At 65.0% G+C, this 14,401-nt stretch carries 13 protein-coding genes; 7 read left to right on the top strand and 6 right to left on the bottom strand.

Translation table 11 applies throughout. The features are described 5' to 3' along the window. The first annotated feature begins 117 nt into the window (after window positions 1–117). Window positions 118–861, top strand: coding sequence for a diguanylate cyclase (locus tag TQ38_RS11125; RefSeq protein ID WP_043972581.1), 744 nt, complete (start codon window positions 118–120; stop codon window positions 859–861). A 48-nt stretch (window positions 862–909) separates the two neighbouring features. Here the strand turns inward: TQ38_RS11125 and glmU are convergent, their stop codons facing one another. Continuing rightward, window positions 910–2,301: a bifunctional UDP-N-acetylglucosamine diphosphorylase/glucosamine-1-phosphate N-acetyltransferase GlmU gene (gene glmU / locus TQ38_RS11120; protein ID WP_043972583.1), complete on the bottom strand. Its 1,392-nt coding sequence runs from the start codon at window positions 2,299–2,301 to the stop codon at window positions 910–912. 59 nt (window positions 2,302–2,360) lie between these two features. On the opposite strand from glmU, the gene TQ38_RS11115 reads away from it, so the two are divergent. Together TQ38_RS11115 and TQ38_RS11110 are read left to right on the top strand one after the other, a co-directional pair. Continuing rightward, window positions 2,361–3,056, top strand: coding sequence for an HAD-IA family hydrolase (locus TQ38_RS11115; protein ID WP_043972585.1), 696 nt, complete (start codon window positions 2,361–2,363; stop codon window positions 3,054–3,056). A gap of 91 nt (window positions 3,057–3,147) precedes the next feature. Continuing rightward, the gene (locus TQ38_RS11110; protein ID WP_043972588.1) at window positions 3,148–4,026 is read left to right on the top strand and encodes an oxaloacetate decarboxylase; all 879 of its coding nucleotides are present in this window, start codon (window positions 3,148–3,150) and stop codon (window positions 4,024–4,026) included. Between the two features lie 17 nt (window positions 4,027–4,043). On the opposite strand, the gene TQ38_RS11105 is transcribed toward TQ38_RS11110, so the two are convergent. Both TQ38_RS11105 and purC read right to left on the bottom strand, forming a co-directional pair. After that, complete coding sequence (locus TQ38_RS11105) at window positions 4,044–6,896, bottom strand: pitrilysin family protein (RefSeq protein WP_043972590.1); 2,853 nt, start codon at window positions 6,894–6,896, stop codon at window positions 4,044–4,046. Window positions 6,897–7,015: 119 nt separating this feature from the next. Beyond that, window positions 7,016–7,798: a phosphoribosylaminoimidazolesuccinocarboxamide synthase gene (gene purC / locus TQ38_RS11100; RefSeq protein ID WP_043972592.1), complete on the bottom strand. Its 783-nt coding sequence runs from the start codon at window positions 7,796–7,798 to the stop codon at window positions 7,016–7,018. Window positions 7,799–7,957: 159 nt separating this feature from the next. On the opposite strand from purC, the gene TQ38_RS11095 reads away from it, so the two are divergent. Then, window positions 7,958–8,545 (top strand): GNAT family N-acetyltransferase, encoded by a 588-nt coding sequence (locus TQ38_RS11095; protein ID WP_043973412.1) that lies wholly within the window; start codon window positions 7,958–7,960, stop codon window positions 8,543–8,545. Here TQ38_RS11095 and TQ38_RS11090 read toward each other — a convergent pair. The 3 genes from TQ38_RS11090 to TQ38_RS11080 form a co-directional block, all read right to left on the bottom strand. Continuing rightward, a complete protein-coding gene (locus TQ38_RS11090) occupies window positions 8,542–9,009 on the bottom strand; it encodes a low molecular weight protein-tyrosine-phosphatase (protein WP_043972594.1) in 468 nt (155 codons plus the stop codon). The genes TQ38_RS11095 and TQ38_RS11090 overlap by 4 nt on opposite strands. Window positions 9,010–9,077: 68 nt before the next feature. Beyond that, window positions 9,078–10,925 carry a response regulator gene (locus TQ38_RS11085; RefSeq protein WP_043972595.1) on the bottom strand — a complete coding sequence of 616 codons (1,848 nt, stop codon included), beginning with the start codon at window positions 10,923–10,925 and terminating at the stop codon, window positions 9,078–9,080. Next, the gene (locus tag TQ38_RS11080; protein WP_043972597.1) at window positions 10,915–11,136 is read right to left on the bottom strand and encodes a hypothetical protein; all 222 of its coding nucleotides are present in this window, start codon (window positions 11,134–11,136) and stop codon (window positions 10,915–10,917) included. Before TQ38_RS11080 ends, TQ38_RS11085 begins: the two co-directional genes overlap by 11 nt. Window positions 11,137–11,347: 211 nt before the next feature. Here TQ38_RS11080 and TQ38_RS11075 point away from each other — a divergent pair, with 211 nt between their 5' ends. From TQ38_RS11075 to TQ38_RS11065, 3 genes are read left to right on the top strand one after another with little or no spacing between them, the layout of a single operon-like run. After that, window positions 11,348–13,114, top strand: coding sequence for a pilus assembly protein (locus TQ38_RS11075; protein WP_043972599.1), 1,767 nt, complete (start codon window positions 11,348–11,350; stop codon window positions 13,112–13,114). Further along, window positions 13,111–13,716 carry a TadE/TadG family type IV pilus assembly protein gene (locus TQ38_RS11070; protein WP_240197868.1) on the top strand — a complete coding sequence of 202 codons (606 nt, stop codon included), beginning with the start codon at window positions 13,111–13,113 and terminating at the stop codon, window positions 13,714–13,716. The genes TQ38_RS11075 and TQ38_RS11070 overlap by 4 nt, the downstream gene beginning before the upstream one ends. Next, window positions 13,713–14,366 (top strand): TadE/TadG family type IV pilus assembly protein, encoded by a 654-nt coding sequence (locus tag TQ38_RS11065; protein WP_240197867.1) that lies wholly within the window; start codon window positions 13,713–13,715, stop codon window positions 14,364–14,366. The genes TQ38_RS11070 and TQ38_RS11065 overlap by 4 nt, the downstream gene beginning before the upstream one ends. Window positions 14,367–14,401 lie beyond the last annotated feature (35 nt).

Genomic DNA, 14,401 nt, shown 5'->3' with positions numbered 1-14,401 from the left:
AACCGTACTGTTGGGATATTCTCATCAGTTCAACGAACACTGTCTGACGATTTGTCCGACTACAGGGCCCGGCAAAGACCGGCGCGGCATCGGTGTTTTGGGAGAGGGAAATCACCGATGAACGCAAGAAATGCGTTGGTATTCACAGGCGCAATGTCTCTGTTTTTCGCGGGAACGGCACATGCCGGTTCTGCCGAGGCGGAAGGTCGCGCGGTTGCGGCGATTGCTCCGGTCGCGCTGGTCGCCGCTGCGTTCGAGCACGCCGCGCCTGCCAATGCGGGGTTCGACGCCAGTGCCCATGTCGAGCAGGGGTTCAATCTGATCCGGCGCGGCAAGCAGGCGCAGGCTGTGAAGATGTTCGACCAGGTCATCGCCCACACCGACCAGCAGCTTCACGGCGATAACCGCGGCCGCCTATGCCGCGTTGGCGGGACGGCGGCAGACAGTTCGGTTTCGGTCGATCCGGCAGTATGCGACGCTCACTTCGGCAAGGGCTTCGCTCTGATCGACATGGGCCGGGGCGATTTGGCTGAGGCGGAACTGCGCAAAGCCAGCCAGATGGCACCGGGCAATGCCCACTTCGCCAACGAATATGCCGAACTCTTCAAGTCTCGCCGTGACTGGCAGCAAAGCTACGATGGTTTCGCGCAGGCCTGGGCAGTCGTCGACAAGGCCACTACCGGTCCCGACGCTTCGGTCGCGGCGCGGGCGCTGCGGGGCATGGGCTTCAACAAGGCCGCGATGGGCAGGTTCGACGAGGCGCAGCAGTTGTATACGCAGTCGCTGCAATACGAACCCAAGAGCGAAATTGCCCAGGCTGAACTGGGTAACATCGCCCGCAGGAAGGCCATCGGTTCCTGATCGCAGCTGAAAGCCGCGCCGGAGAAGTTCTCGGCGCGGCGTGCGGTTTCAGTCGTTCTTCTCGGCCTTTTTCTTCTTCATCGCGTCGTGGAAGCGGTCGGCCCAGCCGGGCTTGACCAGTTGCTCGCCGCGCACCAGCCGCAGTTCCCCATCCGCCACGTCGCGCGTCACGGCGCTGCCGGCGGCGACGATGGCGTCGGCGCCGATCTTGACTGGCGCGATCAGGGCGCTGTTGGAGCCGATGAACGCGCGCTCGCCGATCACGGTCCTGTGCTTGAAATAGCCGTCGTAATTGCAGGTTATGGTGCCCGCGCCGATGTTCGCGCCAGCACCCACTTCGGCATCGCCAAGGTAGGTCAGGTGGTTGGCCTTGGCGCCTTCGCCCAGCACCGCGTTCTTCATTTCGACGAAGTTGCCGACCTTGGAATTGGCCTTCAGCACCGCGCCGGGGCGTAGCCGCGCATACGGTCCGATGGCGACGCCGCTTTCCAGGGTGGCGCCCTCAAGGTGCGAGAAGGCGTGGATCACCACGTTGTCGGCCACGGTGACGCCGGGGGCGAAGACGACGTTGGGCTCGATGGTGACATCGCGGCCCAGCCTGGTGTCCCAGGCGAAGAACACCGTTTCGGGAGCGATCAGGGTCGCGCCATCGGCCATGGCCTGGACGCGGCGCTTCTTCTGCCAGCGGCCTTCTGCCTCGGCGAGTTCGGCGCGGCTGTTGATGCCGCCCACTTCGTCCGCATCGTCAGTGACGATGACGGCGCAGGCGCGCCCTTCCAGCGTGGCGATATTGACGATGTCGACGAGGTAATATTCGCCGTTGGCGTTTTCGTTGCCGACTTTGGCGAGCAGGCCGAACAGGTCCGCAGACTTCACAGCCATCAGCCCTGAATTGCACAAGGTGCAGGCGCGCTGTTCCTCGGTGGCGTCCTTGTACTCGACCATCATGGCGATGCGCCCGTCGTCATGCGCCAGGACGCGGCCATATTGCAGCGGGTCGGTTGGCTCGAAGCCCAGCACAACCACGGCCGGCGCATCGGGGGCATGGAGCCGCTCGATCATCGCGCGCATGGTGTCTGCCCTTACGAAAGGCACGTCGCCGTAGAGAATCAGAACGTCGCCGTCGAAGCCGGCCAATGCGCTCTCGGCCTGCTGCACCGCATGGCCAGTGCCCAACTGCGGTTCCTGCACGGCGATCGCGGCGCGGCTGCCCAGCGCCTTTTCCAGTTGTTCGCGCCCGTGTCCGGCGACGACGACCTGCCGCTGCGGCGCCAGCACCTGCGCGTTCGCCAGCAGGTGTTCGAGCATCGGTCGGCCCGCGATCGGATGGAGCACCTTGTGAAGGTCGCTCTTCATCCGGGTGCCCTTGCCGGCAGCAAGGACTACGGTTGCAAGTGGAACGGCGGCGGGCGCCACGGGGGGCGTACTGGCAGAAGTCATGGGGTACTCCTGCCAGCAAATTGTTGCGGTTTCCACACCAAGCCGCCACTGCAGGCGAGATGACTGCATTTCCTTTTCAAATCGTCGGTTTCGACCTGGACGGAACCTTGCTCGACAGCCTCGGCGACCTTGGTCACGCGGTGAACCACGCGCTTTCGCTGGAGGGGCGGCGCACGGTGCCGATCGCCGAAGTGCGCGGCTTCGTCGGCGGCGGCGCGCGCAAGATGCTCGCCAATGCACTGGTGGCGACAGGCGGCGCGGTGGACGACGCGCGTTTCGAGGAACTCCACGATGCGCTGCTGACTTATTACGAGGCGAACATCGCGGTGGAAACGCGGCTGTTCCCCGGCGGTGAGGCGATGCTCGATGCCCTGGCGGCAAAGGGCGTCAAGATCGCCGTGGTCACCAACAAGCTGGAGCGCTTCGCGGTCAAGATCTTCGCCCAGCTCGGCCTGTCGGATCGTTTCTACACCGTCATCGGCGGCGATACGCTGGGGCCGGGGCGGGCCAAGCCAAAGCCGGATCTGTTGCACCTGATGCTCGAACGCGCCGGGATCGAAGGCCGGGCGGCCTATGTCGGCGATACGACCTACGATACCCGCGCCGCAGCGGCTGCCGGGCTACCTTGCATAGTCGTTGGCTTCGGCTTCAGCGACATGACGCCTGAGGACATGGGCGCAGCGGCGGTGATCGGTCATCTTGGCGAACTGGTCCCCGCGCTTGAACTCATAGGGCAATCGGCCCCGGCGGCGTAACGCCCCGCCGATACGTTCGGGCGGCAGGCGCGCGCGCTTGCCAGCCCGGGATCGCCGTGCGAGCCCTCCTGCAAAAGCGGGAGACGAGACGATGCCGACACCGGGCGAAAAGCTGCGCGCACTGATCGAGAACGGTGAGCATTTCGTCGCCGCCGAGGCTTACAGCGCGCTCACCGGCCGCATCGTTCAGCATGTCGGCTTCAAGGCGGCCTATCTGGGCGGCCATGCCTGCTCCGCTTTCCATTATGCGGTCCCCGACAATGGCAGCTTCACCCAGATCGAGCAGATCGAACAGGCGGCCCGCATCGCCCAGGCCATGGAGATCCCGCTGGTCGCCGATGCCGATACCCTGGGCGAGACGGTGGCCGATGCCTATCGCCTGACGAAGATGTACGTCGCGGCCGGGATCGCCGGCTATCACGTCGAGGACGAGGTGAACCCCAAGCACTCCAAGCACGTCAACGGACTGTGCTCGATCGAGGAGATGCAGTGCCGAATCGAAGCGGGCGTCAAGGCGCGGGGCGATTCGGGCCTTGTCATCATCGCGCGCTGCGATGAACTCTACACCAGCGCCAATGGCGGGGGCGGCACCGGCTCCATCGAAGGGGCGATCCGGCGCGCCCATGCCTATGCCGAGGCCGGGGCCGACGCGGTGGTCTTCGCCAGTGCGCCGCCAGAACAGCAGATGCAGGTGATCCCGCATATGAAGATCCCGGTTTGTACGCTGGGCTTCAACCTGCCCGATACCCGCTTCACGCTATCCACCGGGTGGGGCTGGGTTTCGGCGGCGGTCAATCACCTCAAAATGGCGCGCGAGCTGATGGAAACAGGCTCGGTCGCCAGCGCCATGGGAGCCTTTACCAATTTCCCCGAGAAATACGACCTGATCGACCAGGCGCTGTACGACGACCTCATCGTCGATTGGGCGGACCGGGTGGGCAAGCCGACCAGGCCCAATCACGCGCGCTGAGGGGGCAAGGGGCGTGCTCAGCCTTTTGGAACCGGCACGCCCTCCGGCAGGACCAGTACTTCCAGCCCCGCATCCGGCGCGAGGTAGCGTTTGGCCATCGCCTGCACGTCCGCCGGGGTCAGGGCCAAGACGCGTTCCTTGGCCTTCTCGAATCGTGCGATCCGGTCGGGCTCGGTCTGGGCGTGGTCTACCAAAGCCATCCAGCCGCCGTTGTTCTTCAGCGCGTTCTGCAGCCCTTCGACCAGCGGCTGGCGGGCGCGGCGCAGGATGTCCTCGCTGACCGGGGCAGTGCGCAGTTCGCCCACCACCTGCCGGATCGCCGCGCGGGTGGCGGTGACTTCCGATACGTCGACCGAGGCGTTGACGGCGAACACGCCGTACCCCTTCCATTCGTGCGAGAGCGAACTCGACGCAGAAGGTGAATAAGCCTTGCCCAGCGCCTCGCGCAGTTGGTCGGTCAGTTCCACGCGCATGACCCGCTCCAGCATTTCCAGCGCGAGCGTTTCCACCGGATCGGCATCGTCGCGGGTCGGCCAGGTGATGCGCAGCAGCGCTTGATCGGCGGGGCCGGTATGGCGGATCACGCGGGGGCTGCGGTCCCCGGTGAACAGGCGCGGCGGCTGGTCGCCGTGGGGGCGGAAGGCCGATTCGCGGGCGGGCAGGGCGCCCAAAGTCGCGGCGACGAGGGCGATCGTCCGGTCCTCGTCGATGTCGCCGACCACGCCGACCTCGATGGCGCCGTGGGCCAGGCGGTCGCCGATGTCCTTTTGCAGGCGGGCATAAGTCAGCTGGCGGTAATCCTCGACCTTCTGCAGCGAAAAGCGTGGATCGTTGTCCGACAGGATGCCGCCAAGGTCGGCCTGAAGCGCGGAACCGGGAGCGGCGCGGACCTGCGCGAAGTAGTTGTTGATCTGCTGGCGGTACTGAACCTCGCCTTCGGGCCGATAGCCCGGCGCGGTCATCAGGGCGGTGAGCAGCTGCAATTGCAGTTCGAGGTCGCGCGGGGTGGTGGCGACGCGCGAATCGAAGCTGGCCTCTCCGCGCGAAAAGCCAAAGCCCACGGTGCGTCCGGCGAGGATCGAATCGAGGTCGTCCCGGCTGTGCAGGGCAAGGCCGCCTTCGTCGAGATAGGGCACCATATCGCTCGCCAACGGGTTGGCGCGGGTGCCCAGCATGTCGCCGCCGTCGATCGCGAGGGTGACGCGCACGCGATCGGTTTCAAGGTCGGTCTTCTTGAGGTTGAGCATCACCCCGTTGGCGAAACGCACTTCCCGGATGGCGAGGCCCGGGGTGCGCGTGTCGCTGACCACGGTGCCCGGCGCACCGAAATCGGTGTAGGCGAACTGCGCGGCGGCAGCCTTGGTTTCGCGGGTGATCTTCGCCTGCATCGCCCCGCGCCAGGTTTCGCGCAGCGCCGCAGCTCCGCCTTCCGGCGCCTGGCGGCCCTGAAAGCGGATCAACGGTTTGTCGAGCGCCAGCGCCTCGCGCTTCATCGCGGCGAGCACGGCATCCGGTGTGATCTGCGCGGCGTAAGCCTCGAAGCGGGCTAGCCCGGATTTCGGCGTGGCAGGCACCAGCTCATCGTCGATTAAAGTGAGCGCAAGCTGGGTCAGCACCGCATTGCTGCGCGTGCCTGCTGAGGCCGCCGCGTTGGTCAGCGCGGCGCGCACCTGGACCACCTGTTCGGCGACTTCGCCCGGCTCGAAGCCATAAGTCAGGGCGCGGCGATACTCGCGCCCGGCGGCGTCCAGCCCGGCACGCCACTTGCCGTCGACGGTATCGATGATGAGGCGGGTCGAGCGCGCCGCCTCGAACACGTCGCCGGTGCCGAAGCCGGCGCCGCGAAACGGCGGTTCCGCGCCGCGCGAGAGGCGCTGGAGGCGGCGGTTGACGATGTCGTAGCCGATTGAGCGCAGCAGCCCCTCGCGGCGCTGGGCAAGGCTGTCAGGCTCGTCCTGATACTTGCCGTTGCGCTGGACGGTGACGCGCTCGGCCAAAGCGGGGTCGAGGTAGACGGCGGCGCGGTTGCGGTCCTTCGGCTTGATCGGACCGGCATCGGGCTGGGGATCGGCGGGTTTCGCCGCCCAGTCGCCGAAATGGCGCACGATCCCGGCTTCCACCGCGGCGGCGTCGAAGTCGCCCACCACGACCAGCGTGACTTGGGCGGGCACGTACTCGCGCTCATAAAAGGCGCGCAGGGTTTCGGCGTTTGCGGCGTTCAGCGTTTCGGTTGTGCCTATCGGGAAGCGTTCGGCATACAGGGCGCCGGGGTAGAAGAACTGTGTCGCGTCTATGGCGTTGCGCAGGGACCAGGAATTGCGGTCGCGCATTTCGGCCAGCACGACGCCGCGTTCGCGGGCGATGGCGGCCTGCGAGATCGTCAGGTTGCTTGCCGTCTCGCGCATCAGCATCAGCGCAGTGTCGAGCAGGGCCGGATCGCTGCGCGGAAGATCGAGCTTGTAAAGGGTGCGGTCGAACCCGGTGGAGGCATTGGTATCCGCGCCGAAAGCCAGGCCCTCGCGTTCGAGCAGTGGGATCATCTGGCCTTCGGGAACACGGGTGGAACCGTTGAAAGCCATGTGTTCGACGAAGTGGGCGAACCCCTGTTCCTGCTGCGATTCGTCGAGCGAGCCGGCATTCACGTCCATGCGCACGATGCCGGTGCCGGCAGGCGTGGCATTGTGGCGGATCACGTAGCGCATGCCATTGGCAAGTCGGCCGAAGCGGAAATCCGGGTCGACCGGCACATCGCTGTGCTCAAAAGCCCAGGCGGTGTGATCGCGGGCAGTGGCGGGGCGGGGGGGCTTGTCCTTGGCAGCCAGCGGCGCGGGCGCCAGCACCATCAGGATCGCAATCAGGGAAGCTCTCATCCCGTCAAGGACTGCCCGCCCGGGCCAAAGATGGCAAGGGGCGAGGTGATAGCCGCGGGCATGAAAAAGCCCGGCGCGCTCAGGGCGCACCAGGCTTTTTCGTAACCGGGAAGGCGGATTTACTTGCCGCGCAGCTTACGGTGCTTGGTCAGGTCCAGCACCTCGCTCGGGCCGCTGTCGTCCTGCAGCAGGCCGAGACGGCGGGCGACTTCCTGGTAAGCCTCTTCCTCGCCGCCGAGATCCTGGCGGAAGCGATCCTTGTCCAGCTTTTCGCCGGTGATCATATCCCACAGACGGCAGCCGTCAGGGCTGATCTCGTCGGCCAGGATGACGCGGCTGTAGTCGCCGTCCCAGATGCGGCCGAACTCCAGCTTGAAGTCGACGAGGCGGATGTTGATCGCCGCGAACATGCCCGCCATGAAATCGTTCACGCGGATGGCCATCGCCGCGATGTCCTGCATCTCGTCGTGGTTGGCCCAGCCGAAGCAGGCGATGTGTTCCTCGGAGACGAGCGGATCGCCCAGCGCGTCGTCCTTGAAGTAGTATTCGATCAGCGTGTGCGGCAGCATCTCGCCCTCGGGAATGCCGAGGCGCTTGGAGATGGAGCCGGCGGCCACGTTGCGCACCACGACCTCGATCGGGATGATCTCGACCTGGCGGACCAGCTGCTCACGCATGTTGAGGCGCCGGATGAAGTGGTTGGGTACGCCGATGTGGTTGAGGCGCGTGAACACATACTCGCTGATGCGGTTGTTGATCACGCCCTTGCCCTGGATGGTGCCCTTTTTCTGCGCGTTGAACGCAGTGGCATCATCCTTGAAATACTGGATCAGCGTGCCCGGCTCAGGACCTTCATAGAGGATCTTGGCCTTGCCTTCGTAGATCTGACGGCGACGGGACATGCGCGTGGTCCTTGAAACGATAAAGAGCAAACCCCGACGCGATCGAGCCGCTTTGGCGACTTCATCGGCCGGGGCATTGGAGCGGGCATATAGTGGAAGCGGCGCCAAAAGCAAACCGGGCAGGATGGCGCCGTGGACGAAGCCGCGCTAGTATTCGCAATGACCGTTATAATCGATGCTCTCACCGGCGGCGAAGTGCTTGCCGCAATCGACGATCTGGCCGCCCTGCGCGTGACGGTTTTTGCCCAGTGGCCGTACCTCTATGACGGCGACGGCGGCTATGAGGCAGATTACCTGCGCGAATTCGTGGAGGCGCCCGGTGCGGTGCTTGTTGCCGCGCGCGATGGCGGGCGGATCGTGGGAGCGGCCACTGCCTCTGCGATGACGGCGCAGAAGGCCGAATTCCAGGCCCCCTTCACGGTGCGCGGCCTGGATGTCGACAAGCTGTTCTATTTCGGCGAATCCGTGCTGCTGCCCGAATATCGCGGGCAGGGCATCGGCCATGCCTTCTTCGATCACCGCGAGGCGCAGGCCCGGCGCTGCGGCGCGCAGGCGGCGACGTTCGCGGCCGTCATCCGGCCTTCGGACCATCCCGACCGTCCGGCGGATTACAGCCCGCTCGATGCGTTCTGGCAGAAGCGCGGGTATGCACCGGTCGAAGGCTTCGTCACTGAATTCGCCTGGAAGGATCACCGGGACGAGGGCGCTACGCCCAAGCCGATGCAGCACTGGCTGCGGCGTTTCTAGCGACTCAGCTCCGTAACCAGTTGACGGGCCGCCGCGCTGACCTGCTGCCAGGTCTCCTCGAAGTGTTCCGGGCCGCCATAGTATGGATCGGCGACGTCCTGCCCTTCCAATCCGGGGACGTGGTCCAGCAGCAGCGACAGTCTCGCATGGGGATTGCGCGGTGCGATGCGCTGGAGATCGGCATAATTGGCGGCATCCAGCGCGATGATGCGATCGAATCGGGCAAAGTCCTCGGGCCTTGCCTGACGGGCGCGGTAAGAGCGGATGTCGATGCCGTGGCGCTGTGCCTCCGCGCAGGAGCGCGGGTCGGGGCCCTTGCCGATATGCCATGACCCGGTTCCGGCCGAATCGACGAGGATGTCTAGCCCCGCTACTTCCGCCTCGCGGCGCAAGGCGGCTTCGGCCAGGGGGGAGCGGCAGATATTGCCGAGGCAGACGAAGAGAACGGACGGGATCTGGCGCATGTCCCCACGATAGCTGCCGGGCCGCGCCGCGTCACTGGGCGATGAGGCCCGGAGATTGAGAATAGCCTTCAGCGCACGGCAGCGGTGGCTTCTTCGGCAAGACGGCGCAGCATGGCGCGCACGTCCGATCCGATGAACGGCTTGCCCAGCATCGGGCGCGCGCCGTGACCTTGAGGCAAGTGGTCGCGGTCGTATCCGCTGACGAAGGCGAAAGGGGTGTCGTGCGCGGCGAGCATGTCGGCCACGGGATCGATCTTCTCGCCGTTCAGGTTCCCGTCGAGCAGGGCGGCGTCGGGCCGCCCTTCGCGGATCATGGCCATTGCCTGTTCGCAGGACGTTGCCGGGCCGATGGCAATCGCGCCGCCGTCCTCGATTTCCATCATCAGTTCCATCGCCACCAGCGGTTCGTCCTCGACCACGAGGATGCGCAAGGGCGGCAGGGTATCGGTGGCCGGGGGCGTGGGAGCCGGGTCATATGTGGCCGGCGCGGGGATGGGCGCGGGCGCCTCGCCAGCGCCTTCCAACGGGGCGACCAGTGGCAGGGTCATCGTCCAGCGCACGCCTTCGGGCGCGAAGTCGGATGTGATGTGCGCGCCGTCTGCCGCCATGCTGTGCTCGATCAGGGTGGAGCCGAAGCCGCGCCGCTGGGGCGGGGCGACACTCGGGCCGCCGTGCTCCGCCCATTCGAGTTCCAGCACGTTCGCTTCCAGCCGCCAGACCAGATGCACCGTGCCGGTTGTATTCGAGAGCGCGCCGTACTTGTGCGCATTCGTCGCCAATTCGTGGAAGATCAGTGAGAAACGCAGCGCCAGTTCGGGCGGCAGATCCACATCCGGGCCCGAGAGCAGCAGGCGGTCCTCGCTCACCGCGCCGATGGCGACCTGGTCAGCGATAAGGCGGCGCAGGCGCGCGCGTTCCCAGGTCGTGGCGCTGAGCATCGAGTGGGCGCGCGACAGCGCCTGGAGACGCCCGGTGAAGGCGTCCTGAAATTCCTTTTCCGAGCGGGCATGGCGAAAGCCCTGCGAGGCGATCGCCTGGACCGTGGCGAGGGTGTTCTTTACCCGGTGGTTCAACTCGCCGATCAGCAGCCGCTGGGTGTCCTCGGCGCGGCGGCGTTCAGTGATGTCGAGCAGTTCGATCATCACGCTGCCGGGGCGCAGGCCGCCCCCGCCGGAGAGCGAGGGCGCCAGCGACGAACAGTACCACTCACCCTCGCGCAGGGTGCCATCGGCATGGGCGAAGCGGTGCTGCTGCATGGCGCGCCGGTCACCGCCGGTCAGCAGCGCATTCATGCCGGCCAGGAATGCCGTACGGCCACCGTTCGAGGGCAGGAACGGCGCATCGGCAAGGGCCAGCCCGATCATCTCGGCGGCGGTGTAGCCGACCATGCGTTCGGCGCTGCGATACCAGCCGACGATCTTCAGGGTCGAATCGATCTCCAGCACGGCCAGCGGCGAGTTGTCGCCATGCGCGCGCAGGCGGCCCAGCGCGGCGCTCAGTTCGTCACGCTGCGAGGCGATTTCGCGGCGCTGGCGGGCCAGTTCCACGAATACCGCGACCTTGGAATTGAGCACGGTGATGTCGAGCGGCTTGAGCAGGTAGTCTACCGCGCCGGTTTCGAAACCCCGGAACCTGCGGCGCTCGTCGGTGGCGATGGCGGTGAGGAAGACGATCGGCACGCCCCGCGTCCGCTCGTTCCCGCGCATCAGTTCTGCCAGTTCGAAGCCGTCCATGTCAGGCATCTGCACGTCGAGCAGGGCCAGCGCGAATTCGTGTTTCAGCAGCAGTTCCAGCGCCTCGAAGCCGGAGGCGGCGGTGATCAGTTCGACGCCGGGCTGGTCGAGCGCAGCCTCCAGCGCGACGAGATTCTCGCGAATGTCGTCGACGGCCAGGATCCTGATCGCTTCATTGGGCAATGGCTGTTTCCTGGACGTCGTGGATAGTGCGGCGCGGGAACGTCTCGTCGGTGCCCGGCCCGAACAGGTGAGGGCCCGGGAAACCGCCGGGAGGCAAGCATCGCACCGGCATGCCGAAGATACGGTGCCGCAGCGCGGGGGCGGCGTATAACAGAATGGATGAGACAGGCGAGGTAGTTTTCAGGTAATTGATGCCGCGCGCATTCGTCATTTAGTATCCAGCGCCGTTGCAAGGCCGTTCAGGGGATACCGGTGCCAGCGCGGACAGCACGCCCCTGGCGCGCGCGATCCCCGGATCGGGCGTTGCAACGCATGGCGCACCGCTTTGGTTCCCGCCGTGAACACGGAAAACTTCCTTAAGACATTGCTGGTAGGACCCGGAGATTATCGGGGAAATTCCAAGAGCGAGTCTGGTTTACAAGATGGGCCAAGCACCAAAAATCGACCTGCGGCCGGTCCGCGATCTTCTGCGCGATTCAGCGGGTAACGTGCTTCCGATTGCGGCGATCGGGCTGCTTGTCGGCATGGTGATCATCGGTTCGGCCGTCGATCTCAGCCGCAATTATCTTGCCAAGGAACAGCTCCAGACGGCCTGTGATGCGGGCGTGCTGGCGGGGCGCCGCACGGTGACCACCAATGGCTGGGATACGGCCTCCCAGAATGCTGCCAAGGCTTATTTCAACACGAACTACAACGACAACGCGCAGACCACGCGTTTGACCACGTTCAACCCCGTTTCCTCTGACGACGGCAACACCATCACCGCTACGGCGACGACGGTGCTCGATACGCTGCTGATGCGTGTCTTCGGCAAGGACACCATCACCGTCACCGTGACGTGCGGCAGTTCGATGGGCGTGGGCAATGCCGACATCATGATGGTGCTCGATACCACGGGTTCGATGGCCTATCAGCTTTCTGGCGGGCAGACGCGAATTGAGGCGCTGCGCGCTGCGGTGAAGAACTTTTACCAGACGATGTCGGCCGCTACCGGCGCCAGCAATGCGCGCGTGCGGTACGGCTTCGTGCCGTTCAGTTCGACGGTTAACGTCGGCCGGCTGATAAACGACCTCGATCCGCGCTACCTGGTCGACACTCGCCAGTATCAGTCCCGCGTATGGGAGCCCGGCACGACCGACGACAACGACACCAGCACCGACTGGAAGCTCTATTCGAGCAAGTCCTATTCGTCATTGTCGAGATGCAATGCCGATTTGCCGTCGACGACCGATTTTTCGGATGTATCGGGTCAGTCGAAGCAGCAGCGGACAGAATACTCCTGCCGTCTATCGGGAAGTTACTACATTTACTCGCGCTCAACGACGCGGCCCTACGCCTTCAATTACCGGCCTGAGACCTATGACACCAGCGCCTACAAGAACTTCAACAAGGTAACCACGCGCACCGGCAACGGCGGGACCAACGTTACGTCGACCTGGGCGGGCTGCATCGAAGAGCGCAGCACCATCGCGCAGTCGAACTTCTCGTATTCCTCCGCCACCGGCATCACGCCCACCGGCGCGCTCGACGTGAACCTCGACGGCATTCCCGGTTCCGACGACAAGACCAAGTGGGCGCCGATGTGGCCGGAAGTGGGCTACTACCGCTATACCAGCTCGAACCGCTACACGACGAGCAACTCTCCTTACGGCGCCAAGACGGTACTGTATTGCCCGGCTCCGTCGCAGCTGCTCAGCACGATGGACAAGGACGGTTTCGCCAAAGTTGCAGATTCGCTCACCCCCGTCGGCGGCACCTACCTCGACATCGGCATGATCTGGGGCGGCCGCATGCTTTCCCCGCAGGGTCTGTGGAGGGGCATGGTGAACGATGATCCCGACAACGGCGGCGAAGTGGCGCGTCACCTCATCTTCATGACCGACGGCGAGATGGAGCCCAACGCCTATATCCAGCAGGCCTGGGGCATGGAGTACTGGGATCGCCGTGTCACCAGCGACGGCACCTCGAACGACGAGGCGCGCCATACGGCCCGCTTCCGCGCCGTGTGCGAGGCGATCAAGGACAAGGGCATCCGCGTCTGGGTGGTGGCTTTCACTGCGGCGCTGAACGACGACCTGAAGGCCTGCGCCTCGGACAGCAGTTCCTACGTGGCGGGCAATGCCGCCGAGCTGAACTCCGCGTTCCAGGAAATCGCCAAGCAGGTGGGTGAGCTGAGGGTCGTCGAGTGAGGACGTTGCCGCGCCTGTCTGGAATGCTGCGTGGTTTGCGCGGCGACCGGCGAGGTGTCACTGCGATCGAGTTCGCGGTGACGGCGCCGGTCCTGTTCATGCTGCTGATCGGTATCTACGACATGGGCCACATGGCTTATCTCAACGCGGTGCTGCACGGCGCGGTGAACCAGGCCGCGCGCATCGGCGCGCTCGAGATCGCCGACACCGCAAAGGCGGATACCTATGTGACCAATCTGGTCAAGGGCGTGGCACCGGGCGCAACCGTCACCAGCAAGCGTGTCAGTTATTATGACTTCGCCGACATCAAGCGGGCGGAATCGTGGAACGACAAGAACGGCAACGGCACCTGCGACAATTCCGAAAGCTATACCGACGAGAACAGGAACGGGCGCTGGGACGCGGACATTGGCACCACCGACAATGGCGGTGCCAACGACGTCGTTCTTTACACAGTGACGGTCACGTATACGCCGGTCTTCGTGAACCCGTTCGTGAGCAATGCGAAAAATGCCCGCACCCTGATCGCCAGCGCGGTCAGCAAGAACCAGCCTTACGCCCTTCAGGAGAAGTACGGTTCGGCCGCAGGGGTATGTTCGTGAGGCGTGTCATGCTGCGGCCGGGCTCGCTCGCACCGCGACTGCGCGGGGACGAGCGCGGCGTTTCCTTCCTTGAATTCGCGCTGATCCTGCCGGTCCTCATCACGCTCGGTTTCTACGGCACCGAACTGGCGACGATGGCGACGGTGAACATGCAGATCGGGCAGATGGCCACCTCGGTTGCCGACAATGCCTCGCGCCTGGGCCAGACCGACAACAGCGCGGTGACGCCGACCGTCACCCAGACCCAGATCGATTCGGTCATGACCGGCGCTCTGGTCGAGGGATCGGCTTTCAACTTCGAAGCCAATGGCCGGATCATCCTGTCCAGCCTGGAGCGTGATCCAGCCACCGGGCGCCAGTACATTCACTGGCAGCGTTGCAAAGGCAACCTCAAGGTCAATTCGAAATACGGCAAGACCAACACCGGCCTGACTGGCACTACACTGGCAGGCATGGGCAACCCGCTGATCACGGCGGTCGATGGCTCGGCGGTGATGTATGTCGAGGTCTATTATACCTACCAGCCGCTGTTCGGTTCGATGTTCGCGGGCAAGCCCAACTTCCACCGCGAGGCCGCATTCATGATCCGCGACGACCGGAACCTGACCCCTGGCATTACGCCGACCAACACCGATACCAGCTGTTCATAAGGCTGATGCCGGTGTGTCGGAATAAAGCGTCGTCC

The organism is Novosphingobium sp. P6W, assembly GCF_000876675.2.
Lineage (GTDB): Bacteria > Pseudomonadota > Alphaproteobacteria > Sphingomonadales > Sphingomonadaceae > Novosphingobium.
This window is presented reverse-complemented; position numbering and strand designations above follow the sequence as displayed.